This window comes from Flavobacterium psychraquaticum, assembly GCF_034497725.1.
GTDB classification, from domain to species: domain Bacteria; phylum Bacteroidota; class Bacteroidia; order Flavobacteriales; family Flavobacteriaceae; genus Flavobacterium; species Flavobacterium psychraquaticum.
Genome location: NZ_JAXKVR010000022.1, coordinates 14,117 through 39,921, shown reverse-complemented (window position 1 = coordinate 39,921; position 25,805 = coordinate 14,117). Strand labels below are relative to the sequence as shown.

General features: G+C 29.7%; 20 protein-coding genes and 1 other RNA gene. 2 read left to right on the top strand and 19 right to left on the bottom strand.

Annotation, left to right across the window (positions count from 1 at the left end):
* Window positions 1-79: 79 nt before the first annotated feature.
* The 3 genes from T1L09_RS02360 to T1L09_RS02350 all read right to left on the bottom strand — a co-directional run bounded on the left by T1L09_RS02360 (window position 80) and on the right by T1L09_RS02350 (window position 4,185).
* Window positions 80-1,036: a hypothetical protein gene (locus T1L09_RS02360; RefSeq protein ID WP_322549335.1), complete on the bottom strand. Its 957-nt coding sequence runs from the start codon at window positions 1,034-1,036 to the stop codon at window positions 80-82.
* Between the two features lie 17 nt (window positions 1,037-1,053).
* Complete coding sequence (locus T1L09_RS02355; RefSeq protein ID WP_322549334.1) at window positions 1,054-2,805, bottom strand: MFS transporter; 1,752 nt, start codon at window positions 2,803-2,805, stop codon at window positions 1,054-1,056.
* A 177-nt stretch (window positions 2,806-2,982) separates the two neighbouring features.
* Window positions 2,983-4,185 carry an NAD(P)-dependent oxidoreductase gene (locus T1L09_RS02350; RefSeq protein ID WP_322549333.1) on the bottom strand — a complete coding sequence of 401 codons (1,203 nt, stop codon included), beginning with the start codon at window positions 4,183-4,185 and terminating at the stop codon, window positions 2,983-2,985.
* Between the two features lie 152 nt (window positions 4,186-4,337).
* On the opposite strand from T1L09_RS02350, the gene ssrA reads away from it, so the two are divergent.
* Window positions 4,338-4,734: a transfer-messenger RNA gene (gene ssrA, locus T1L09_RS02345) on the top strand.
* Between the two features lie 166 nt (window positions 4,735-4,900).
* Here the strand turns inward: ssrA and T1L09_RS02340 are convergent.
* From T1L09_RS02340 to T1L09_RS02270, 15 genes are all read right to left on the bottom strand, one after another.
* Window positions 4,901-6,625 carry a hypothetical protein gene (locus tag T1L09_RS02340; protein ID WP_322549332.1) on the bottom strand — a complete coding sequence of 575 codons (1,725 nt, stop codon included), beginning with the start codon at window positions 6,623-6,625 and terminating at the stop codon, window positions 4,901-4,903.
* 3 nt (window positions 6,626-6,628) lie between these two features.
* Complete coding sequence (locus T1L09_RS02335; protein WP_322549330.1) at window positions 6,629-8,506, bottom strand: hypothetical protein; 1,878 nt, start codon at window positions 8,504-8,506, stop codon at window positions 6,629-6,631.
* Window positions 8,507-8,577: 71 nt separating this feature from the next.
* Window positions 8,578-9,930 (bottom strand): putative sensor domain DACNV-containing protein, encoded by a 1,353-nt coding sequence (locus tag T1L09_RS02330; protein ID WP_322549329.1) that lies wholly within the window; start codon window positions 9,928-9,930, stop codon window positions 8,578-8,580.
* A gap of 3 nt (window positions 9,931-9,933) precedes the next feature.
* Window positions 9,934-10,626, bottom strand: a complete 693-nt coding sequence (locus tag T1L09_RS02325) for a M48 family metallopeptidase (protein WP_322549328.1) — start codon at window positions 10,624-10,626, stop codon at window positions 9,934-9,936.
* A 1-nt stretch (window position 10,627) separates the two neighbouring features.
* A complete protein-coding gene (locus tag T1L09_RS02320; RefSeq protein WP_322549327.1) occupies window positions 10,628-13,762 on the bottom strand; it encodes a type I restriction endonuclease subunit R in 3,135 nt (1,044 codons plus the stop codon).
* Window positions 13,763-13,766: 4 nt separating this feature from the next.
* Window positions 13,767-14,339: a Pycsar system effector family protein gene (locus T1L09_RS02315; protein ID WP_322549326.1), complete on the bottom strand. Its 573-nt coding sequence runs from the start codon at window positions 14,337-14,339 to the stop codon at window positions 13,767-13,769.
* 13 nt (window positions 14,340-14,352) lie between these two features.
* Window positions 14,353-15,339: an adenylate/guanylate cyclase domain-containing protein gene (locus T1L09_RS02310; protein WP_322549325.1), complete on the bottom strand. Its 987-nt coding sequence runs from the start codon at window positions 15,337-15,339 to the stop codon at window positions 14,353-14,355.
* 6 nt (window positions 15,340-15,345) lie between these two features.
* Complete coding sequence (locus T1L09_RS02305; RefSeq protein WP_322549323.1) at window positions 15,346-16,143, bottom strand: adenylate/guanylate cyclase domain-containing protein; 798 nt, start codon at window positions 16,141-16,143, stop codon at window positions 15,346-15,348.
* 11 nt (window positions 16,144-16,154) lie between these two features.
* Window positions 16,155-17,117, bottom strand: coding sequence for a cyclic GMP-AMP synthase DncV-like nucleotidyltransferase (locus T1L09_RS02300; RefSeq protein ID WP_322549322.1), 963 nt, complete (start codon window positions 17,115-17,117; stop codon window positions 16,155-16,157).
* A complete protein-coding gene (locus T1L09_RS02295; RefSeq protein ID WP_322549321.1) occupies window positions 17,059-18,162 on the bottom strand; it encodes a CBASS cGAMP-activated phospholipase in 1,104 nt (367 codons plus the stop codon). The genes T1L09_RS02300 and T1L09_RS02295 overlap by 59 nt, the downstream gene beginning before the upstream one ends.
* 4 nt (window positions 18,163-18,166) lie before the next feature.
* Window positions 18,167-19,399, bottom strand: a complete 1,233-nt coding sequence (locus tag T1L09_RS02290) for a restriction endonuclease subunit S (protein ID WP_322549320.1) — start codon at window positions 19,397-19,399, stop codon at window positions 18,167-18,169.
* The gene (locus tag T1L09_RS02285; protein WP_322549319.1) at window positions 19,400-20,959 is read right to left on the bottom strand and encodes a nucleotidyltransferase; all 1,560 of its coding nucleotides are present in this window, start codon (window positions 20,957-20,959) and stop codon (window positions 19,400-19,402) included.
* A 6-nt stretch (window positions 20,960-20,965) separates the two neighbouring features.
* Window positions 20,966-22,348 (bottom strand): Fic family protein, encoded by a 1,383-nt coding sequence (locus T1L09_RS02280; RefSeq protein ID WP_322549318.1) that lies wholly within the window; start codon window positions 22,346-22,348, stop codon window positions 20,966-20,968.
* 11 nt (window positions 22,349-22,359) lie between these two features.
* Window positions 22,360-23,871 (bottom strand): type I restriction-modification system subunit M, encoded by a 1,512-nt coding sequence (locus T1L09_RS02275; RefSeq protein WP_322549317.1) that lies wholly within the window; start codon window positions 23,869-23,871, stop codon window positions 22,360-22,362.
* Entirely contained in the window at window positions 23,864-24,448 is a 585-nt protein-coding gene (locus T1L09_RS02270) for a restriction endonuclease subunit S (RefSeq protein WP_322549316.1), read from the bottom strand. Before T1L09_RS02270 ends, T1L09_RS02275 begins: the two co-directional genes overlap by 8 nt.
* 323 nt (window positions 24,449-24,771) lie before the next feature.
* Here T1L09_RS02270 and T1L09_RS02265 point away from each other — a divergent pair, with 323 nt between their 5' ends.
* Complete coding sequence (locus T1L09_RS02265) at window positions 24,772-25,287, top strand: hypothetical protein (protein WP_322549315.1); 516 nt, start codon at window positions 24,772-24,774, stop codon at window positions 25,285-25,287.
* A 133-nt stretch (window positions 25,288-25,420) separates the two neighbouring features.
* Here T1L09_RS02265 and mobC read toward each other — a convergent pair whose 3' ends face one another.
* Window positions 25,421-25,777 (bottom strand): plasmid mobilization relaxosome protein MobC, encoded by a 357-nt coding sequence (gene mobC, locus T1L09_RS02260; RefSeq protein ID WP_322549314.1) that lies wholly within the window; start codon window positions 25,775-25,777, stop codon window positions 25,421-25,423.
* Between the last annotated feature and the right edge of the window lie 28 nt (window positions 25,778-25,805).

Genomic DNA, 25,805 nt, shown 5'->3' with positions numbered 1-25,805 from the left:
CGATAGAAAATTAAATTCCTATCGTAGTTTTTAGATTGTACTATCTTATTTTCTAACATAGTGCGTAATCTCATTTTTTTTATTTTTCTAATAATTCTAAAATCCATTTGAGACAAACTTCGGAATCCATAATGGACCAGGAATGCGGATTTTTCGTTCCATCCAATCTAACGCCTTTTCCTTGCGATACAATTACTTTTGCGTTTTCATTTCCCATTATTCTTAATTGATTTATGATTGCAATAATATCAATCCCATTCCAATCATTTAAATCGCGATGCCTTTCATTGATTAACCACTCCGAATCTAAATCTGTAAACATAAGAACTGGTATTTCCTTTAAATATTTTGCATTTCCACCTTCTGAAGCTCCATAAGAATAAATAGAATGTTCTCTATATTGCTCTGGGAATTGCTCTGGTGAACCTCCATAAATACTATCATAACTATTCTTAATCCATTTTGCTTCAGCTACTGCTGGTTCATAAATATTTCTTTCAATTTCTCTTTCGCAATATTTATAAAATCGTGCTTTATCTAAAGGCGCGTCTAAAGCAAATACAGCTTTCGGAATTAGAAAAAAATTTTTCGGGTTCTTAACAGCTTGTTCCGCATATGTTAAAGAAATTACAGCGCCATTTGAGAGCCCTCCGATAATAAAATTATCTTTAGAAACTTTATGTTTTTTCACTATATCGCTAAAGATCTGATTTAACATTTTAAATTCAGCTTCACGATCAGCTGTTCCCCAATTTATTGACGGAACGATCACCATAATTCCCTTTTCAACGGCAATTTTATGAAGCGTAATCTGCTTCAAAGTATTCTCAATAATTTCACCTCCAGAGGGAATTATTACTAATACTCCTTTTATTTTTTCTTTAGGAATAAATTTATAATAGAACAATTCTGTTGCCTCATCATCGTTTACATACAACTCGTACGCATCAGTTTTAGAAACGGAAACCTTTTCATATTCTTGGGCTTTACAAGACAATAAATTCAGAAATAAAACAATAACTAGTAGGTTTTTCATTTCAGTTTTTAAATTTTTTATGCTTCTATCGCGTCTACATCGATATTTTGTTTCTTTAAAATTCCTTTTACTAAAACAGCAAAAAGCGTTAAATAAGCAAAACAAACTACCGCAATAATATACGATTGATGAATTCCAATAATATCTGATAATTTCCCTTGAATTGGTGGAATAATTCCTCCACCAAGAATCATCATTACCAAGAAAGCCGAACCTTGTGAAGTATATTTCCCTAAACCAATGATAGATAAACTAAAAATAGAAGGCCACATAATACTACAAGCTAATCCACCAGCTAAAAAGGCATAAATCGCTGTTGTTCCCGTTGTAAATAAGCCAATTAACATCGCAGTAACACCAAAAGCTCCGAATATAATCAAGGTTCTTGCAGGTTTATCTTTACTAAAGAAAAACGCTATAATTTGAACAATTACACAAACAACATAATAATACAAAGGCGTCATATCTTTACCCGATATAATATTTACACCTAGAATTACTCCAAAAGCAATTAATGGAACGATTATTAAAGCAATTGTTTTTTTCATTCCTTGTAAATTAAAAACACTGATGGCTCCGGCCCAACGGCCAATCATCAAACTTCCCCAGTACATCGAAATATAAGGAGCAATTTCAGAAGATTGCAAACCTCCGAATTCATCCAATTTCAATAATTCACCTAAATTACTTCCTATGGCAACCTCGACTCCTACATATGTAAAAATCGCTAACATTCCCAATACCAATTGCGGATATTGCATTGCTCCCCAGCCTTCTGCTTTTTTTCTTGCCGAAGTATATGAGAATAGCAATCCTCCAACAACCACCACTAAAGCTCCAGAAAGCCAATACATTCGACTTTTTTCCAAAGGTTCTTTTAATGCTTTTATTTGATCATATTTATTTGCAATTGTTTTATCAAAATCAACTGACGAGTTTTCTGTTAACTTATTAGATTTTTCTAATTTTGTGATTTCCGTTTCTAATTTTTCAATATTTAAAGCCGCATCACTTTTATAACTTTGGAAAACAGGTGTAAACATTACAGCTAACAAAACCGTCATTACCACCAATGTTCTCAAAGCTTTACTAGCTTTTTCCATCGGTTCGTTTTCCACACCACTTGGTACTTTTTTAGAAAAGTAAAACAAACCTGCAGCGGCGACAAACAATAAGCCAACACAAATATATAACAACACGACTTTACTTAATTCTAAGGCTTTTATTTGCTCATCTGAAATAGATTCAGCAGTCCCAAATAATGCCAATGCCACCACTATTGGTCCGATTGTAGTTCCAAACGAGTTAATTCCTCCTCCAAGATTTACTCTACTGGCTCCTGTTTTTGGATCACCTAATAATATCGCAAACGGATTTGCAGCTGTTTGTTGCAATGAAAACCCTAAGGCTACTATGAACAATCCGACTAACATTCCGGTGTAAACACTTGCTTCAACTGCTAAAATCATTGCTCCTGCTCCTAATGCTGAAAACAATAAGCCATAAACGATACTTTTCTTGTAGCCCCATTTTCCTACTATGTCTTTTCCCGACAAATCACCCAATGCAAATAATAACAAAGCACCAACATAATATGCGGTGTAAAATGCAAAATCAACCAATTGTGATTGAAATTGGTCTAATGAAAAATAGCTTTTACAAAATGGAATAAAAATACTGTTTCCTGCAGCGATAAATCCCCAAAAGAAAAACACGGTGATTAATGTGTATAAAGCTGGATAATTAGTTTTGATTGGGCTTGCGTTCATATTCAATAGATTAGTGGTTGCTTAAATGAAAATCCCTTAAATTAATTGCTAAATATACATTTATTCGGGCTTTTAGAAAATTAGAATTAAAATAATTTTACATCTTAAAGTAATTCATTTGTTCTAAAGCATAAAAAATCCCGATATACACCGGGATTAGAATTCTATTTATTGGATTTATTTTCCATCTACAAAATCTTGCAAATAAGCAAAACGAGGTGTCAATTTTCCGTTTTCTGTCATTTTGGCTCTCGCTAAGATTCCGTCTTTGTCATTATTGAAAAAAGCAGGAATTACGTGCTCCATAAAAGCTTCCCCAAAACCTTCGCTGGCATCTCTTGGTAGTTCACATGGTAAATTATCAACTGACATCACCATAATTGAAGCTGGATGTGTATAAGAAACTTCTTTGTGTTCACTTGGCAAGTAGCCGAAGAAAGGATCAGCAATTGTTGAAGCTTTAGTTGTACAAGCGATCGGACCTGCCACATCGCAAGAAATATCAGCGACTACCTGAATTTTATTATCGTGTGCACGTAGCATTTCATTTGTCAATATATCTGGCGATCCGTTTCCGTGAAAATGTCCGGCCATGAAAACGTCAGACACTTTTGTAAATCTTTCAAAATCAGAAATATATTCTTGTGGATTTTGATAAAAATCTTGCTTGGAAGATTCTTTTCCGTCTTTGCGTTTGTTATAATCTAATGTGTCAATTTGTGTGTAAACTGGCTCTGAATATTTTTTTGTCAAGTAATCTTCAATCGAAATTTGCTTAATTTTCATTCCATCTAAAATTTCTTTAGCACCCATTCCTACTTTTCCGTGTCCGGTCAAGACAATTTTAATATTTGGTAAAGTTTGACGCAATAAACGTGTGATTAAATCCTCTTTTGTTTTTAAAGTTTCTGCTTTGGGCAAAGCGAACAAATCGTATTTAATTCCAAAACCTCTAATTCCGTTGTATGCACCAACGATTCCGGCATATCTTCCAAAACCGATAAGTCGTTTATTAGTAGCATCTACGATAGTTTCGTGATCATACAATTCGATATTTTTTTCTAAAATTGTACGTAGTAAATCCCTATTGTAGGGTTGTTTTTTAATCGTATGCGAAAAGAAAAAATATTTTTTATTGGGAATCAAAGCAGCAATTGGCACTTCTTTTACGCCAAAAAGCACGTCACAATCCGTCATATCAGCAGCAACTTCAATTCCACAAGCGATATATTGTTTGTCATCATATACTCTAATATCAGATGTTTCAACTTTAATTTCTGCTTCAGGATGTTCCGTTTTCAATCGTTTTAACTCTTCCGGAGTAAAAACAACTCTTCTGTCTGGTGGCGTTTTACGTTCTTTGATGATTCCAAATTTCATATTCACTATCTTTTATTATAACTAAACCTTCTAGTTATGTTACAAATATAACTTTTTGCAAGAGTTTTTGCAAACGTTTTTTTATTTCAATTATTCATAGTACTTTTGGCTCACATTTTGATGGGTAACTATTGAAATTAACTTTTTTATTTGGGGTCGACTGGTTTTGACAGCGAGTGGAATTGTTTAGTAAGCACGTCGAGCGTTGTATGTTTAGCTCGTAAATCCAAACGTACAAACCTATAAACGGCGAAAATAATTACGCTTTAGCTGCTTAATCTGAATTATAGTAAGATTTGCCAAGTTCCTATTAGATAGGAAAGCTGGATTCTCCACAAAAGCCTTGGTTTATGGCGGTTGGATTTGGAGAACCGTAAAAGTAAACCTAGATACGGTAATGCTTTAAATCCGTATTGAACCGGTAGAGCTAAGTTAAAAGTGGCGGTTTTCAGCCTTGCTTTTGATCGAAAATTCAAGAGAAAACTAAGCGTGTAGAAAGCTCTTCGATTGCTTGTTTGGACCCGAGTTCGATTCTCGGCGACTCCACAGAAAACCCTGTAAAGCACTTATTTTACAGGGTTTTTTATATTTGGTTGCCGTTTTTGTTGCCGTTCTACATAGTCTATTTAAAAGTAATTCTTAATATCATTAATTTACTACCGTTAATGTATGCCTATGTATTTTTCTATATAAAAATTCGTAAAAAATTATCAAACTAGTTAATATGAAATCTCCATTTATCTGGAAAGAAAGGGGTCTGATAATAAATATGTGCCAAGTCTAATAAATATGAGTATCCTGCATTTTTTGTTCTGTAGTCATATTCAAATTCTGTTTTCTTATTAAGTAACCTTTCTTTAAATTCAGAAAAAACAAGCTCTTTATCAAACAATTTTGTTAGTCGAGTTTCTGATTGGTATCCATCATGAACTGATTTTGAGAACAATTGTTCTTCTAAATCATTATCCTTATCATTTATTAAATGTAAAGAGGTAGAGTTTTTGCTATGATGTGGAACAAAAACGCCTAAATCTATTTTTTTATCTCTAATAAACTCAGAAACAATTTTGTATTCCTCTTCCATATCAAGAATAATTAAATATTCTAATAGCACAGTCAGAAGTGGTGAAGTTGTGTCAGAATAATAAACCGGTTTAATAGAGGTTACTATTAGTTTAATAACATTTTGCACATTATTATTAGCATCTGGTAAATAATCAAACTTACTTTTTGTCATTTGTATTTGATTTAAAACTAAATTTAAATAACTTCTAGCATTATTTATTTCTCCAAATTCAATAAATAAATTTAATACACTTATAATTGTAATTGAATGAATATCAATTAATGGTCTGCTACATACATTGTTATTGTTAATTAAATGAACAATCCTACTATGTATGTTGTTATCATTTTTTTTACCGTTAAAATATCTATTTACATTTAAGAAAAAACTAAGGTATTCCAAATATTCAAAAGTCCTCATTGTATAACCAACTTGTTCATATCTACCCCCATGTTCGCTATATAAACCATCTTTTAAATTTGCAATTGGAATTGTTCTCTCAAAATATTCTAATAAAACTTTGTAATATAAATTAAATACTTGATCAAAGTATGTTGTAATTTTTTTATCATTCTCTAATTTATTTTTAAGAATCCAATACCAAAATCTCAATACTAAATGTGTTAGATATCTTTTTGCTATTTCTAAATTATTATAACCTTTAGATTCTGTATAAATAATGAATCCAATTAGCTTAAAAGTCTCAAATACAAGCTGCCATTTACGAGATAACGTTTTACTTTTAACCCATGTTTCTTTAAAAATAATACTATCTAATAACTCAAAGTAATCTTTTGAAACACCATCAGTAATATTTAAATTAACTAATACTCTATTAAATAATCTTGTAGTATGCGGATCTACTAGTAAAAATTGACCAAATAATTTTTCTGAAAAAAGAATTGTTAATCGTGAAATATCCCAACGATCAAAGACTATATTTTTTAAATTCTTTTGTGTAGCAATAATAAATGATTCATAAGTTGCTTGAACACTTCCACTAATAATCCCATTATGTACTATAATAATTTTTAAAGGCAATTTATCAAATTGAGGAAATGCAGATACATATTTATTATAGCTAGCTTGTGTTATTGAATCTTGGATTCCATCTTTTCCATAGAAATTACTATCTGTTATATTTTTATCATTTCCTCCTTTTAATTCAAAATAAAAACGTTTTTTTTTTCCATCATCATCAACTCCAACAGCAACTATATCTTTACCATATTCAGGTAATCCTATATATTCTGTAGGTTTTGATAAAATTACATATCCCATCGATTCTAAAAGAATAGGAAATATTCTATTAAGTTCATTTTTTTCAGTTAGGGATTCTAAATATCCCTTTACTGTAATATATTTTAGGTCCATTATTTAGAAATTTTCTAGGTTTTGTTCAAAGTTATTTGGGTTCTTGTATGCACGGTTATCAATCATTATGCTTGATTCAAAAAAACCAAGTGGAGTAACCTCTTCTGAATCCTCTGATTTAAATGCTCGTCCTCTAACAATTACCATTGTTTTAGTCATGCTTAAAAAAGAATTACTATTGTTATTTACATTTTTCATCATTTGAGCTTGATTTTCATGCTCTAGTCGATAGTATAATTCCATTAAATTTCTTTCGTTTTCTGTAGGATCTAAATCCTTTATATTTTTTTTTAGTGTTTTTATTTTATTATAATCATCAAGTGCTTTTTGCAATGGTTCAATAAACATCTTGTCACTTTTACTTTCAGTAATGTTATTTTTAATTAATTCTAAAAGAGATTCATGATACACTTCAAAAATTAGTTCTGATAATTTTCTATTTAAATGTTCTTTACTTTCTTCAATCTTTGAATTTCTGATTTTTAATAACATTGGTATCAAATCATCTATTGAATGAGGAAAAATACAAATGCTATCTATTGCATTAATTTGTGCTTGCTTGTCTAGTCTGTTTAAATCTATATTAAATGAAATGGAACGATTAGATAATATAATTTTCAAGGCTAAAAGTGAATATTGCCTATAACTAAATAAATTTAATAATTCATCTTCAAATTGCTCTCTACTAACATCATAGAAATGATTAATAGCATTTTCGAAGATATCAATTGAACCGCGAAAACCAGCGATATCGTAATTACTAATTAAAAGACGATATAAAAATATAGGATTTTTGAAATCATAAAAAAAATCTCTTAATACGAGAAAATTTTTAGTGTTATTCAAATAAATGTTCAATAAATAATATTTTTCATTTTCAAAATCCTTCAATCCATATTGTACATTAGTAAAAGTCGAATGTGAGAAATCATGATTTTCAGATTTAAGAAGTTCTACCACTTCTTTAAAAGATTTTTCCTTTAAAGCTACATCAGTATTATCGTTAGTTATAATATTACATAGTAATTGACTTTTTAATTTTGCATGATCAACACTATTAACTTCAAGTTGTTGCAATTCAATAAATATTTGATTTATTTGATTGGCATCTTTATAGTTAAAACCGCATAGTGCTTTAAAAGCTATAATGGGATTACTTTTAATTTTGCTAATAGCAATATCAAATGCTTCTGTATAATTGGTATTAAAAAGATTTATTAATAGAACTGGTAAAAAGTTTTCGTAATCATTTTCTTTTTTGTAAAATATATAGTCCACTAATTTTTTTGCAACGAAATGATTCGTTTTGGCTATGTTACTTAGAATATTAAATATATAATTTGATGGATATTTTTCGCTTTTATAATATTTAGAACAAGAATTTAAAATAGCTTCCTCATTAGAATTATAAACTTCTAGGTACTTAAAAAATATTTCAATAAAGTCATTCTTTTTATTTCTATCAATTTTCTTATTTTTCAACAAAGAAGTATAATATTCTTCAATAGAATCGTATTGAAACTTGTTAATTACAAAAGGTTTGAATAGGATCTTATAATTAGTAAGATTGATATTTGTATCGATAACTTTGTAATTTTCTGTTAAGTGTTTTTCAAATTCATCAACATAGCTTAAAGCTAATTCTAATTGAGACGGTAGTTTTTTATTAAGTTCTAACTCTATATTTTTTAAAAACTCCTCATTTAAAAAGTTAGATTCAAAATTTAAAATGAATTTTTTAGAATCGCTTTCAATTTGTTTTATTAACCCAGTCTCTAAATAATAATCAAAATTGGTTATATTGATTAGATTATAATTTTCCTCATCGTTTTGGAAACAATAGTCAATTAGAATTTTTATTTTTTCTGAGTTTTGATCCATATTTTTTTATTATTTTTTTTGTTACCTAAGAGAAGTTCATAAAATGAATGGTTTTAACAAAAAATAACTTTTTAGTTTCTTTTATTTAAAAGTATCCTTTTTAGTTTATGACTTTTATTCATGTGATGAACTCTTATATTTTCCCACATTATCAATTTATTTTCGATTCTTGTTATTGTCCTTATGTCACCATCCTGAGAAATAACAAACCCTATGCTTCCAACATTTTCCCAACAATGAGAGAAAATAGCACGATGTCTTGTTCCAAAATGATTTGGTTTTACTGGTTCTAAATTTCTAACACTAAACCTTGCCGTTTTTGATATATAAACCCACTCAGGTAAATTAAAATTTTTAACTACTGCACCGAAACCATTAACTTTGAGTTTGTCATCTAAAACAACTAATCCATCTATACAACTTAGAGAAGCTACAAATCTTATTGCTCCTTTTAATTCATCACTGCTATCTCTTTTGTTATCATTTGATATAGATTCATCTAAATATAAATCTAGTGGAATATCGTTTTCATTTTCAACATCTAGATAATTTTCATAAATTAAATCTGAAATTGTACTATTTTCAATTGAATATACAATTTTGTTTTTCAATGCTTTGTATAATCTATCATATTGAATTCTATGCTTAATGTCTAAATTATTATTTTCAGCATTACTGATTATAAATGATCCACCATGATGATAATTTTGAATTCTAATTAGAATTCTAGAAATGGTTTGAGACCAAAGATTATTAATTTGATTTTTCCATGTTTGATTATCGAAACTATCTAAATCCTTTAGTTTGTAATCAATGTCTTCAATAAGCTTTTGAGAATGAGATTTGATTATTTCGGAAACAATCCCAAACTTGAATACTTCAATATACTTACTGATTAAAGTATTTTGTTTTAGAGATGCAATTAATTCATAATCGATAATAACAAGTAATGAACCAATATTTGTAATTGATGTTTGGAATAATCCAGGTTGTTCTGGACCAGTTTCAGATTCATGATGTAAATAATTTTGATAATGAATTGATTGGTCTATTAACCCCCAAATAAATAGATTTCCTTTTTTATCAAAATCAACAGCTAATGAAGAACTCCATGGGTCTGCTGCTTTAGACAATTTAACTATATTTTGAACATTAAATTCAATTTGTTCTTCAAACTTAATTATACTCCATCTATGTTTTACTTTTCTTTTTGGTGGTTTGGGATCTGGATTTTCGGAATTAATAAGTGTTACTGTAACTTTTGTAAAGTTGCTTTCTTCGGTTTTTAAACTAGCGAAAAATAGACTTTCAAATAAATTAACTAAAATTTGCTCACTTGGTTTATTTGACTGATTTTTTAAGTTTTTAAATCTATTAAAAACAACAGTTGCTAAATCAGAAGGAGTTGCATTAATTTTTTTCATAATTTACATTTTCTCTAATTTTAATTTCCAATGTTTCCAATCCGGAGCTATTTGTTCCAATAGATAGTAAAACTTTTTTGAATGGTTTCTTTCAATTAAATGACACAATTCATGAATAAATACATATTCAATACAACCTGAAGACGCTTTTATTAATTCAGGATTGATTGTTATATTCCCTGAAGAAGTATAACTGCCCCAACGCTTTTTCATGCGCTTAATTTGCATTTCTGGTTTTTGGATTTTGTATTTGTTGAATTTATTCAACGCGTCATTATATACTTTTTCAAAGATTTTTGAAGCTCTTTTATAGTACCACTCTGTCAATAAATGTTTAACATTTTCAGAACTATCATTTTGAGTTTTTACTACAATGAAACTTCCCTTAATATTGACTTTATTCTCATCTGATTTCTCAATTTTTAAAATGTATTTGCGCCCTAAATATTTGTGTGTTTCACCAATTACATATTCTCTTTTTGGAGTTTCAGGAAGAAATTGCTCAAAGAATTTTTGTTGAGTAATTATCCAACGTGAACGCTTTGAAACTATTTTTTTGATGTCATCTATAGAGCAATCAAAAGGAGCTTTTATCTGAACAGAAGTATCTGGATGAACCTCTATAGCAATACTTTTCCTTTTCTTTTCAGCAACAGAAAATGTAATATGTTTTGTTCCGTATTGAATTTGAGGCATCTTAAAAATTATTTTTAGCTACTTTTAAACATTTATCTAATATTATATCTAAATCATCGAAGGTAATATCTACTCCTAAAGATTTACGATGTGCCATAAGGTAATCTTCAACTTCATTTTCCATCTCTTTAATCACATCAATATTTTTTTTCCAGTCTCTAATAATTAATTTTTCAATGATTTTAGAAATATCGATTCCAATATTGGCTAAAACGTCTTTTTGTTGAATTGCAATTTCTTTTCCAAAACTATTTTCAAATACTTCGCTTAAAACACCAAAGAATGCTCTAGCCTCTGGTTTATTAAGTAATGTTTGCGGAATATCTTCCAAATATCCTTTTTCAAATTGATCTCTTATGTTTAATATTGCTTTTAAATATTCAGCTTCTGATATTCTATTTTCTTGAAATGATTTTATTGCATCTTCTAATAACTGTGAAAATTTTTTGTAGAAAGCTTCATCTTTCTCCATGTTTTCCGTTATCACTTTTTTCATTTTGTGTGCAATGAAATCAGCTTTTGAAGCAGGTGTTTTTCCATATTCTTCAATGGCTTCGTTTACCATTTGCTTATCGAAAATGTTCAATTCTTTAGTTATTACAATAACATCGTCAGCTTGAACATAGGTGTCCAATAGTTTTTTTACTCTTGGTTCGTATTCTTTATAGGATACAACTTCGGCATATCTGTTTTGTAATGAAACACGGAGCTTTACAAACATTTTTAATTCTTGCTTGTAAAATTCAATTTGTTCTTCAGAAAACTCAATATAAAATTCATTTGAAGCTAATGCTGTTTGTAACGTTCTTGCAAATTGACTTAATGCTTCATAAAAATCGTCTCTTAAATCTTTTTGTGCTAAATGTCTTTCTAATGCTTCTATATCCTTTTTATTGTAAACTTCTTTAAAACAATCCCATACGTTGGCATGGTGAACTGGTACTTTTCTGATTTCATCAGAAACATCAACAATTGTATTTGTCAAATCTTCTTCATCAAAATCTTCGAAAGCAGCATATGAAGTTAAGGCTTCGTCTAATTTTCCCAAGATACCCACATAATCAATAATATGACCATGCTCTTTACCACTGAATAATCTATTTACTCTAGCAATTGCTTGTAATAAGTTATGAGAATGTAATGGCTTAGCTAGATACAAAATTGTATTTCTTGGCGCATCAAACCCTGTAAGTAATTTACTTACTACGATTATTAATTCAACTTCTGTTCCTTCGTCTTGAAATTTGTTTATGATGTATCTTTCGTATTCATCCTGACCATTATATTTTTCCATCAATGAAGCCCAATATTTTTTTGCTTCATTTGTAGTTTCTTTCCATACATCTTCATAATCCTGGCGGCTATCTGGCGGAGTGAAAACTACAGCTGTATTTATCTTTAATTCTGGATCAGTTTGCTCTTCAAAATATTTTTGATATCGGATAGCAGTTTCAATACGAGGTACTGCTAATTGTGCTTTAAAAACTCCTCCTTGCCAGTTTTGAGTATAATGTTTAGATATATCATAAGCGATTTCGTTTACTACTTGTTCGCTTTCGTAAATTCGACTAATGCTAGCGAATTTCTTTTTTAAATCTTTTTGGGCTTCTTCATTTAAGTTACTTGATAAACGTTGAAATCCCTTGTCTATTTGTTGTTTATTTACTCTTAATTGAGCCGAACGACCTTCATACAATAAAGGTAAAACTGCTCCATCTTTTACCGCTTGATCAATAGTGTACTTATGGATAAAACCACCAAATTTTCTTGCGGTACTTTTCTCATTTTTCATTAATGGAGTTCCAGTAAAACCGATGTAACATGCATTAGGTAAAACACGTTTCATATTAATATGTGCAGTACCATATTGACTACGATGACTTTCATCAACTAAAACAAAAATATTTTCAGAGTTGTCAATAAAGGATGTATTCTTTGTAGCTGTTTGAAATTTATCGATTATTGTAGTTATAATTTCATTTCCTTTATCTTGAAGTAATTCAATTAAATCACTACCACTTTTTGCTTTTTCAACAGATTTCCCACAATTTCTAAAAGTTTTATAAATTTGATTATCAAGGTCGATTCTGTCAGTAACCACAATAATTCTTGGTGAAGGAATTTCTTTGTCTAATACTAAAGCTTTTGATATCATTACCATGGTTAACGACTTTCCACTACCAGTTGTATGCCAAATTACACCACCTTTACGTTTATTATTTGTATCAATTTCTTTTACCCTATCAATTGTATTTTGAACTGCAAAATATTGTTGATATCGAGGCACTTTAATATTTGGACCATCATAGACGAGGTATTTGTATACAAATTCTAATATCCTTTCAATACTACACAGGCTTAGAAGAGATTTGTCTTGAAGAGTAGCTTCACGGTCTTCTTTTTTTATTCCATTTTTTGTAGAATTTATAATCTTTTGAACTTCTTTTTCATTTTCTTCTTTCCAAACTGCCCAAAATTTTTCAGGAGTTCCTACAGCACCATATTTAACTTCATTTGGTTGTACCGCCAATAACAATTTGGCATAATAATATAGTTTTGGAATACCTTCTTCTCTTTTTTGATTTCTAATATGTTGAGAAATAGCTTCAGTTAATGAAGCATTTTTGTCTCTACGTTTGTTCTCAATAACAATAAAAGGAATACCATTGATAAAAAGTACTATATCGGGTCTTCTTTTTTCTTTGATGCCTTCTATCACAAATTCATCTGTAATATGGTAAGCATTGTTTTCTGGGTTTTCCCAGTCAATGTATTTCATCGTATAGGCTTTACGATCTCCTTGAATGGTTTCGTTGAAGCTTTTACCTAAAGTTAGCAAATCGTGGATGTTTTCATTGGTTTTTACTAAACTTTCCTCCGGAATGTTTTTTAGGACGTTGATTGCCGATTGAATATTGGAATTTGAAAACGGATATTCTCGATCTTTATACTCAAATGAATTTATTGCATTCAAACGTTCTGCTAGAATGTCTTCTAATATTACATTAGAGAGTATACCACAGCGTTGCTTTATGGTTTCATCAGGAGTAATATAAGACCACCCCAATTTATTTAGCAAATTGATGGCTGGTTTTTGAGAATCGTTGTGTTCAGAGTAGTTTATAACCGTGCTCATGTTTTTAATTAAAAATTAAATAAATTGAAGCTATAGATAGAATTACAATTGTTGCAATAATTCCCATTAAGAAAATAAATGCTGCAATTTTGAATAGTTGATATTTGAGCCATGATATTCTTGAATTAAAAAGTATTTGTTCTACTATCTCTTTTTCAAATACTGTAAACGATACATTACTATTTACTTTTGATAAAAATTTAGTCTCAAATTCACTTTTATCAATTGTTCTTAAAAAACCATAAAAATGTATGTTTTCAAATACCTCTTCTTTGTCAATCCAATTGCTAAATTTATTTATAAACGCTTTTGAAAATTCATTTTTTCCAATTTTTGAAACATTTGGAAAGACAGATATTAATGAAAATAAAAATGAAAAAAATGCAAATATTCCAAAAACTATAAAAATAATTTTTTGATATAGACTATTTTCGCAAAATTCGATTTGAGTTAAACCAAAGACTATTGCTGCGTTTAAAGTTAGTAAGCCAAAGTTTTTAGCTTCAGCAAATTTCAACCATTCGTTTACGTTAGCGAATATTGAATTTAATTGTTCTTCGTGTTCTAGTTTTGCCATTTGTTTTTTTAGTTTATAGTGTCCATATTGTTTTACCTCCATATATTCTAGTTGCAACATTTTTTATTTGATGTTTTTGTATTTTCCAATGGTTTTCTTTTATATCATTACTAAAAGGATTTGCACTTTTATATCCGTTAAATACTGCCTCAGTCATTAAAATAGGAGGGTAATCATATTTTTCATCTTTTTTTGTAAAACTTATAAATTTTCCACCAGTCATATATAATTCACCAGGTGAGAAGTTGTGTATTGAATTAGCAAATTCTTCACTTGACATATTTACCGTTTCTATTGTGGTTAAATATTGTGGCTCTTTGTTTGGAATTGGTGTCCAAGGAAAATTACCTCCTATTGATCCTAGACCTCTATAACTGTAAAGAGGATTTAAAGGATTTCGTTTCACCTCGAAAAAAGTTTCTGTTATAGATTTATTTGCATTATCGGTTAGCCTTGAAGCGATATTTGCTGGTTTACCACTCCAAACCAAACCTTTATTTTCGTTGTTCTCAATTCCTTTTCTTTCAATTCCTACTTTAATTACTTTCATTTCGCCATAATCTATACCAATACCGCATTTAAAGTCTATGTTGAATTTTGGATTTATTATGAATTCAGCAATATGGTTAATAGAAATAGCACAATCTACCGCATTTGTAAAACAATTAGCTGATGGAAAAACAATCATTACCCTATCACCAATTATATTTCTAATGTGACCATTATGATATCTAGCAGCTTTTAATACCGCTTTTGTAAAAGCAGTATATACTTTACCCATTACTTTTGGATGATCTATTGTTAGCTGTACTGAATTTCTAATGTCTACATATAAAACGCAAGTATTTATGCTTTTTCCTTTCTTTTCAGCTCCACTTTCATAAGTTAATTGACTGTCATCTCTTTTAGGTACTAAATAAGTAAGATTATAAACAAAACCAGTTTTGATTACATCTGCTACTAATTCATCTATTTCTTGAATTGTTTCTTTTATTGCCATATAATATCAAATTATTCCTGGAAATTTCATGTATTTTATTTTTGTATAATCAACTCCTTGTAATGTGTCGATTTCAAATCCTCTACAGGTTACTTTTGTATTATCAAAAATACTAAATAGCCATCCAAGTTTATCATAACTTGAACTACTATAAAAATTTATCGCATTAGGTTTTGATACACTTTCTAATCTATATAAATCAGTTATTGGCTGACCAATGATTGTGTATTCACCATAGTGTTCTCCAGGTACTTTATAATAATTTATCAACCCTTTGTGTATAGCTACTTTTACATTCTTATTTGAACCATGAAATTCTTTTATTACTGCTTCAGCACATTCTTCGGCTTTGTATACATATTCTGGGTTTTCTAAATCAAGAAAAGGTTTGCCAAAAACTACAATAATCCCATCTCCCATTAGTTTTTCTATTTCTCCTCCATACTCATAAATAATGGGTATAATTCGATCATAGTAATCGTCTAAATACGTTTTAATTTGAGCATTTGAAAAACCTTGAATCGTTTTTGAAAACGACGTTATGTCAATAAATAATAAAGCCACATCTTCTTCTTGACTGTTATCAAAATATTTTATTATTTCTGGTTTTACTTTTAAACTTTCATTGATAAATGAAAACATTCTTGTTTCACTAGAACCTTCATTTATTCTAGTTGACTCAAATGCTTTTATAAGCGTATCTCTTGCTTCGCTTTTTTCTAAATAATCTTTTACTCTTTTGTCTTCAGCAGAAAGATTAAAATATTTGCTTTTTAGTTCGTATATCTGATTTAAGTTTGGCATCTTTTTTATTTTTATATTACCGGAAATTTATTTCCTATATGTTTGTTCCAAATGGCTAACGCTTTTTGATGGCTTTCTTGTTTTAAAGCGATTTCCGCTTCGGCAATTAAATTGTCTAATGCTTCGATGAAATTTCTTTTTTGAATACTATCTAATTTTGAAGTTAGATCATCAAATGGAGTAGCAGGATTTCTACAAGAAACTCCCCATGATAATTTACTCTTAATCGATCTAGCTGTCTCATAAAAAGCTATATCATCTCTTGAGTTTGATTTATAATTTTCAGTTACCCAAACTGTGAAAGCAATACCACTAGGCATTTTACGAGCTCGATTATTTGCCCAAACTTTAAAGTATTTAATTAATCTAAGTATTTGACCATTGGTGTCTTTTATTTTGCGTTGATTTTCAAACCAATCGCAAAGCTCTTTCGGGTCACTTTTTTGCCAAAGTGATTTAGTTGCTAAATATGGATTATCATAAGGTGTTTTGTAATAGACTGGTAAATCTATATCAAAATCACCTCTATATCTTACTCTGACACATTTATCTCTATGTTCTACACCATCAATTGTCTGCATTCTAACAGCATTTGCAACGTGATTTTGAATCGTGCTAGGTACATACTGTAATGGATAATTTTTTAAAAAATAAACCCCTAAATCAACATCATAGGTACCTTCTTTATCTAACACCATAGTTTTCATTTTGTATGAACCTTGAATGTAGAATTTTGGCGTAGGAAAATCAGCAAACAAACTAAAATATTTTACTATTCTATCTTGTAATGCTTTACGAGAAGCAATAAGTTTAGCTTTCTTTGATGGAGTCAAAGAGATATTTTGTTCAAACTTTAAAAAGTAGTTGTGTGTATTTGCCATGTCGTTATAATTTTCTTCGTCTTCGGTTAGGATTTTATTGAGTATCAGCCCACCTGCTGCCACTCCCAAAATGCGTAATAATATTGGTAGCATTGTTTTGAAATTCTATGGTTGCTTTTTCTGCTAGTTTTTTTAATCGTTCTTTATCTGATTCATCCATTTCAATATTGCAGCTTTCATCCAATTGAGTATCAACTCTTATATATGTGAAATTGTCTGGTTCTCTCTTATCAATTCCATTCTTCATTAAGCTTATTAGGTTCTGAACTTGCTGTGATTGACCTTGCATAAAAATGTCAATTAATCTCTTCTTACCATCAGCAATCATCCAATATTTAATACCAAACTTTTTTCTAATTTTGGTACTTTTCTGCAATTGGAAAAATTGAAGGATTGCCGTTAAATAACCTTTTCTCTTCTTCAAACCTGCATCACAGAATTTTTGGTGCCCAGTTCCTAATGACAAAATTGCTATATCTTTCAAATCAATATTAAATGCCTTTTGTGCTTCAATTAATCCGTTTAATGTTGGGTTATTAGCAAATACTCCGCCATCAACTTTATTTCCAAAAGGTTTCTCTATGCCATTTAAATCTGTATATGAACTAGAATAAGGATCAAAATAGGTTGGTGCAGCTGATGTTGCTAATGCAGCTTGATAAGCAGGAATATGATAGTCTCTTACAAAAGCATCATGGTATTTACTTTTTAAAACAGATGGTCTACCTTCCATCATATCATAAATAGGAATTGCAACCCCAGTTTTACAATCTAACAATCGAGGTTCTTCACCGTTTTTAGCTTCAGCGAATTTCTTTTTTACCAAATCTTCTAAAGATTTCCTTTTATGACCTGAAACAAAAAATTGTCTAATAGGCAATCTTTTACTTCCAAAAATGGTTTTAGCATTATTTAAGTAGAGTTCATAGATTTCTTTGGCTGGAATACCTAAACCTAATGCGATAGCCATAATACCTCCTGTAGAAGTACCACAGATTAAATCAAAGTTTTGATATATTTGCCATTTCTCAACTCCTTTTGCTTTTAACTCAGCTTCGTAATTAGCTAATACCATTGCAGGAAATACACCTCTAATACCGCCACCATCTATTGATAATATTTTAAATTTTTCTGCCATAGCTTTAATTTTTAACTCTTATTTTACCTGTTAACAACTGCTGCATTAATCCTTGTTTTTGTTTTTGTAATTCAGATAATAACAAAGTATAATATTTTAATTCATTATCAGCTTTCATTAATATTTTCGATATTCTTATTTGTTCTGACCATGAAGGAACAGCTACAACAATTTCTTCGAAAACAGATTTATTTATCATTGGTACTGCTTGATTTGTAGCATATTCAAGTATTCTATTTTTATTAAAAATTAATAGATAATAAACGAATTCATATTCGTAATCGTCATTACAAATAATTGAATTAATTTGTTGATTAGTACTTAACTCTTCCGTTGCAATTGCTATTTTTCCAATTGTTGAACCTATACAAGTATAAAGTATTGAATTTGCGGGTAATCTTCTCGATATTGAATGTCCTTTTAGTGATAATTTGTTATTAGATTTTGTAATATATTTTTCGGTTCCCATATCAACTGGAGAAACAAATAAAAAATCATTTCCATAGTTATCTCTTACATTTGTTGGAGGTGTTGTACCTGTAACAATTTTTCCAATATTCTTTAATTCTGTTTTTTTCCAGGTTTTATTATTTGAATGAAATAACATTTTCATTAATCCTGAATTTCGTTTATTCAAAAAATGTATTATTAATTCAGTTTTTTTAACAGCTTTGTCCCAAGTGGCTAGAATATTTGCTATTTTTTGTTGCTCGGGTAGAGGAGGTAAAGTAATTTTAAATTTTTCTAAGTTTCCTTTAGAAATACCATATACTTTGCTACCTGTTGCGATTGTTTTTAATCGTTTTTTTACTTCAGGATTTTTAAATAAATAAGCTCTATAGCCGTGAGCTGTTTCGTTGTTTTTGTCACGAAGAGCAAAGGTGTGTAAACCTGCTAAAACCTTTTTATCCTTAATATTATAAACCTCTAATGCTTCACCCACTCCTTCATAATCTTCTGATGCATCGGCAATAATTAAATCGCCTTCTTTCAAAAAGTTTGTACTTGGTTTTATGTGTTCTTTTAACACAGGAATGCGAGTTTCTGTGTTAAAATCTAATACTGCATTTTTATAAGTAGCATGAATGTCACCATAATGGATGTAGTAAATGCTATTGTCATCAATTTCATAGTTGATGTCATTTCTAGAAAAAGAACTTGTACCAATAAACTCAAAAACTTGATTTATTGGTTTTGCTGTCCAACCTTGTGGTAGTATATTTTTGTTTTGACTCATTTATCTAATATTTACAAAAAATTCTGAGCTACGTGCGACACAGACTCCGTTTTTAACTATGAAACATTCTACCCAATGAAGCCCAGTGAAAGCTGTAGCATCAGTGTAAATTAAACCACCACTACCTGCTGTTTTTGCTTTAAAAATTCCGCCTCTAAGACAGTCTTTATTCATTGCTTCTTCCCCATTATTTACTACTTGCCAATATACCTCATAAGGTTTAGGTACATTAGTGTCCATAGCTCTAAATGTCAAAAAACAACCTTTTGGTAATATCGTAGAGGTCGTGATGTTTTTTCTTTTATTTCCATCCGTTACATCTTTATAAACCCCAGAAATATTGCAATAATAAATAAGATTTAAATTCCACAAAGGTCTCGCTCTGTGAGAAGCTGATAACATTTGAGCAGAATAATTAATTGGTTTTAGATTTTCATTTATTAATTCGTCATACCCTAAATTCCTTACTGCCTCGTTAACGGCTCTAGTACCTAAAATGTTTTTTAAAATACGATATGCTGTACTCGGATCCATGCTTTGCAATGCTTCAAAGTCACTTCTTGCTTTTTCTAACCATGAAAAGAAATTTTCTTCTCTTTGAGGTTCAGTTGGCCATTTATCTGCAAAATTTTCTTCTTCATTAACAGGATTGCTTATCCACCAAATATTTTTATCGTGTTTTGTACTATACACTTCTTTCATGTATAGATGCATTGTGTTTAAAATATTTATCAAAGCATCAATAACATTTGTTTCTTTATTGTAAGCCTTTGCAGACAAAGTGGTTATAATGATTGATATAGGTTTTTGATCATCACCTCCAAACATAATGTCTCTGTGTCTTTTTAGGATTTGTACAACTCTTACTAGGGGGTCTTTTACTTTTTTATATCCTGGTAGTGGTGTCACACTTTCATTCAGCAAAACAGTTCTAAGAGTATCAACGTTACTTCTTTCTTTAAACCAAGCGGCATAACCAAAAGGATTACTTTTGAGCCATAAAGCGGGATTAGTTTCTGTTTTGTAATTATCTTCTCTTCGGTCTGTTATTCGAAGTGAAATATTTTCTAAATCCGTTTTATCTAAGTTGCTGTATGAACGTTCGCTAAGATTTATATGATTATTATTTCCTACCAAAGCAGGTAGTATATCTAAATGGAATTTATCACCAGAGTAAATAAGTGTCCAACACCGATTTCCTTCTTCATCTAGCATTCTTTTGTAATCTTCATTGTTGTCAACTAATTGGTCTTTAACTTCATGCTTAAGGTCAATTTGAGCCCAATTATTTTCTTTACCAGTTAAGCGACAAACTAAATCAACATCAAGTTCATCTTCTTCCATAATAGGTCTTATCATGGTTCCTAAAAGGAAAGAACCTTGTGGTAAAATTTCAGGTTTGTAAACGCTTAATTTTGAACCATCTTGTGAAAGTTGATTAGCGACAGCTGTATATCTTTGTTCTACTAATTCGTGTTGTGCTTGAGTAATATCAAGTACTTGCCCGATATTTTCGAGCAAGTCATTTATTTTTGTAGTTGTGTTGTATGGCGTTGACATATAAAACTAGTTTTTAATGTTATTTTTAATATCTTCTAAAAGCTTTTTAGTAAGTTTATTTACTACAGATTTTATTTCTTCTTCTGTTATTATTTCAGAATATAATTTTTTCAATAAATAACCACCATTATCATTGTAACTATTAGTATCATTGATTATATAATAATATTGTTGAAACAGTACCCAAACGTTTGTGTATTGACCGAATGTATTTGTACCATCATGTTTGAATCCGCTGTAGGATATTCCTAATCTCAAATCGTCAATTTTTTTTGGTTGTGGTTCTTCCCCATAAATATTTTCAACTGAATTAGATTTATCTTCATAAAGATTTTCAAAAAATTCATCAAAATACTCTATTCCTCTATTCCATGAGCGATTCCCTTCAGCAGAACTCTGAAATTTTTTCTCTACAAACATTTCATCGATTCTTTTTGTTTTGTCAATTAAATCTGTAAATAGTTTTCGAAATGAGTTTTCGTAAAGTTCTTTTATAATTTCATTAGATTTAGCTAATACTTTATCGTCCTTTGATTTTAATTGGCGTTTTAGTAGTTCAATTTCTTTCTCGATATCGTCTTCTTCTTCAATTTCTTTACCTTCAAGAACATCTAATACTATTTGTTCTGAACGTTCAATTAAACCAGCCACATAATAGTAAAAAGCTTCTTTATCTCCTCCATAACCCTGAATATCACTAATGTAGTTGTAGTAAATCGAACGTTCAGATTTTGTAATCCAAAAAGGAGTGTAACCCAGAGCAATCAAAATAAGATTTGTTAGGATTCGAGCAGTTCTACCATTGCCATCATAGAATGGGTGAATTTCTAGATATTCTAAATGAAATTGTAATGCTACATCTATAGGATGCGGTGCATTTTTACTGTTTGATTGAATCGCATCAATAGCTGCATTAGTTCGGTTTAGTAAATCATGCATTCTTTCTGGAACTAATTCTGGAGCAACGAATAAATATTTTTCACCTTTAGAATTGATGATTTCATTAGCTTGTTGTTTCCATTGACCAATTTTGCTTTTCGATTCAGGATTTTCTTCATGCATAATAGCAGAATGAATTTCTTTAATTCTCCTCTCAGAAAGACGAAGTTCACCTTTTCCAATTTTTAAAATATCAGTAATTACTTCATCGTGACCTTTCATTTCTAAAACATCTTTGATAGGTTTTTGATGTACATCTAAATTACCTACCATTACACTACGAGTTTCTTCAATAGTCAAGGTGTTACCTTCCATACTATTGGAATTATAATTCCACTCTAAACGGAACTTCTGGTTAATTTTGTTTATTTGTTCTTTGGTCAGCTTACCATGTTGCACTATTTTTTCTTTAATAGTGTCAATTTTGATTTTTATTTCTTTGTACTTCATAATTAGTATTTTTATAAACCTAGTTCTTCTAGGTAATGTTGCATTTCTTTTCTTACTCCAGATAACTCAATTTCTAGTGAATTAATTTCTTCTTTTACTTTAGCTAAATCGACAGGCTCCTCTTCTTCGAAAGTATCAACATATCTTGGAATATTTAAGTTGAAATCATTCTCTTTAATTTCTTTTAATGTAACTACATTGCTATATTTTTCAATAGTTTCAAAGTTTTGATAGGTTGAAACAATTTTTTGAATATCTGTCTCTCTGAGTCTATTTTGTTTTTTGCCATCTTGATATTCTTTGCTAGCATCGATAAACAAAACTTCTTTTGATTTTTTTGCCTTATTGAAAATCATAATTGCTGCTGGAATCCCTGTTCCAAAGAAAAGATTACTTGGCAAACCAATGACTGCTTCTAATAAATTTTCTTCAATTAATTTTTGACGAATTTTACCTTCAGCTGCACCTCTAAATAATACACCATGTGGTACAATAACACCAATTCTACCATCAGGTAAAGTTGTATCTATCATGTGCAATATAAACGCATAATCTCCTTTACTTTTTGGAGGTATACCTCTCAAAAATCTTTTAAAACGGTCTGTCTCGGCATTTTCTGCACCCCATTTATCTAAGCTAAAAGGTGGATTTGCCACAACGATATTAAACTTCATTAAATGGTCTCCTTCAATTAATTGAGGGTTGTTTATTGTATCGCACCATTCAATGCGAGCTCCATCCATACCATGTAAGAACATATTAAGTTTACTTAAAGCCCATGTGTCTCCGTTACTTTCTTGTCCGTATAACGCAAAGTCTTTAGATCTAGAACCATCTTTTTCTTTTACTTGTTCACCAACTTTAATTAATAGAGAACCAGATCCGCAAGTGGGATCGCATATTCTATCTCCAGGTTTTGGATTTACTAATCGAGCTAATAATTCACTCACTTCATCTGGAGAATAAAATTCACCACCTTTTTTTCCAGCACCACTTGCAAACTCACCAATTAGGTACATGTATGAATTTCCTAAAACATCTTCTACTTTTCCTAATTTTGATGGTCTGAAATCGAGTACAGGGCTTGCAAAATCATCTAAAAGATTTTTTAATCTTCTATTTCTATCTTTTGTTTGTCCTAATTTATCGGAGTTAAAAGATATATTTCTAAAAACACCTTCTAATTTTGCTAGGTTTTTATCCTCTATTTTTGCTAATACTTTATCGATAATTTCTCCAATATTTGTATCATTTCTGTTCTCATATAAATAATTAAATGAGCAATTTTCAGGCAAGACAAAACGCTCTCTTTGAAGTTTTCTTTGAATCAGCTCTTCATCATTTCCATATTGTTCTTTATATTCTTCATAATGATCTTTCCAAACATCACTCATGTACTTTAGAAACATAAAAACCAAAATATAATTTTTGTATTCAGATGAATCAAAAGCACCTCTAAAAGTATCACATGCTCCCCAAAGTGCTTTGTTAATTTGCTCTTGTGTTGGATTTGTATTAGTCATTTTTTATTAATTTTAGTAATTGATTTTGTATTAGTTCTTTTCGATTGGTTTTAATTTTTTCCAAGATTTCAATCTCTCTATTTAATAAAACCGCTGTTTTTGCAATTGCTTTTTGTGTTTTTAAAGAAGGCACCTTAATAGGAAGCTCCATAATATCTTGTTTGTTTAAATTAGGGACATAAGTACCTGCTTTTTTTTCGTTTAAATAGTTTTGAGCTTCTTTTTGATTAATGTACCATACTATATATTCTGGAATAACTTTTTTTTCATCCACTCTAATAACAAAGAATGTAGCTGATGGTACTACTTTAAAATGAATATCCTCAATAGCTATTGCGAAGTTATTTACACCTTTCGAGACAAAAAGGATATCGTTTTTTTGTAAGTAAAATTTATCCTTAAAAATAAAATCACTAACTTTATCAATATTCTGATAATCAAAACTCAAATAGTTGTCTTTGATATCTTTCATTTGAAGAATACCGACATCTCCATTTGGATTATGTTCTATTTTTTCTCTGAATGAATATCCAGAAAAAAGAGCGTCAGATTGTATTAAATTTTTCAACAATAACATTATACATAATTTTTATACTGCAAATATATACATTTATTTTTACATAATCACTATACTGTAAAAAATAATCGACAAAATACACTATTTATCGATCATCACCTTTCTTATTATTCAAATATTTAATATCTTTACCCAAGAAAATATATTTAATCGCGTAAGCTATTAATCTTGGGAATAGAAAACTAGGAATCTTCTAAACAAACCAATAAATTAATAGGCTTACGCCTGTGCATAATACTTGCGTGGGCGTAGTCTTCTGTTTGTTGGGTCTCCTAGTACCTCTATTTCGGTTGGCTAATGTCTCACGCATTTTTTTTATGCTTATGGAAAACTCAACTCTACTTGATGTTAGAACTGTATTTTTAAACATGGTTTTATTTGGAGCTAAAACAACTCCTGAACTTTTAATTGATTCATGTACTTCAGATGATTTTATCAATCTCTTAGATATGGATGATGGCACTGAAAAAGATACTTTTTTTCGTAAGATTTCAATTGAATTTTTGTTGCAATTAAATGTAATGGAGCGAATTAATTTAATTGATATTTTAAGTACCAATGAAACTTATAATCAATTCCTATATGTAATTTATATGCTTACCAATAAAGATAAAAAACAAACAGAAGGGGGTATAAAAATTAAAATTTGTGAAGACTTAATGGAATATAAAAATAATGGTTTAATCACAGATTCAGTTCTAGCTTATTTTAGAGTCATGTTAGATAGATTGATTTTATTTGATTTCAATAAACCCGGAATGATTAATAAATCTGAGTACATGAAAATTTCTACTCAATTGCTTTCAAATAATATGGGAAAATATTTTTTAGAAAATTAAATTTCATTAAATTTGTCTCACTGGAGCTGGGTATAGTCTTGGCGGAGAGAGTAACTTCGGTGAAACCGACCAAAAAGTGAGACCAGACAGAAAAAAGACTTGAGTTAACCAAGTCTTTTTTTGTTGAATAAAATCAACTTTTTAAATCATCGTCTATAATTGAAACTAGGTATTCTAAAAAATATTCTAATTTATCAATGTCTAAATTAGAAAGCCCTCCAGTAGTATTATATTTCTTAGTAATCTGATTTACATTAACTCCTATTCTATTGATAGCTTCAATAAATCTCATGTCCTTTTTTGTGTTTATCACTATATTTTTCTGCCTAAATGTTTTTATGAAAACGTCCCTAATTACATCAGATAAATTATCACCAAATTTACTCAAGTATTGAAATTCTTCTTCGGTAAATCTTACTGTAATTTTTCTATTTCTGTTTTTAGTAGGATTCATTTTTGGCCTCCCTCCTCTGTTATATTTATGACTCATTTACAATAAATTTTATTTATTTCTTAAA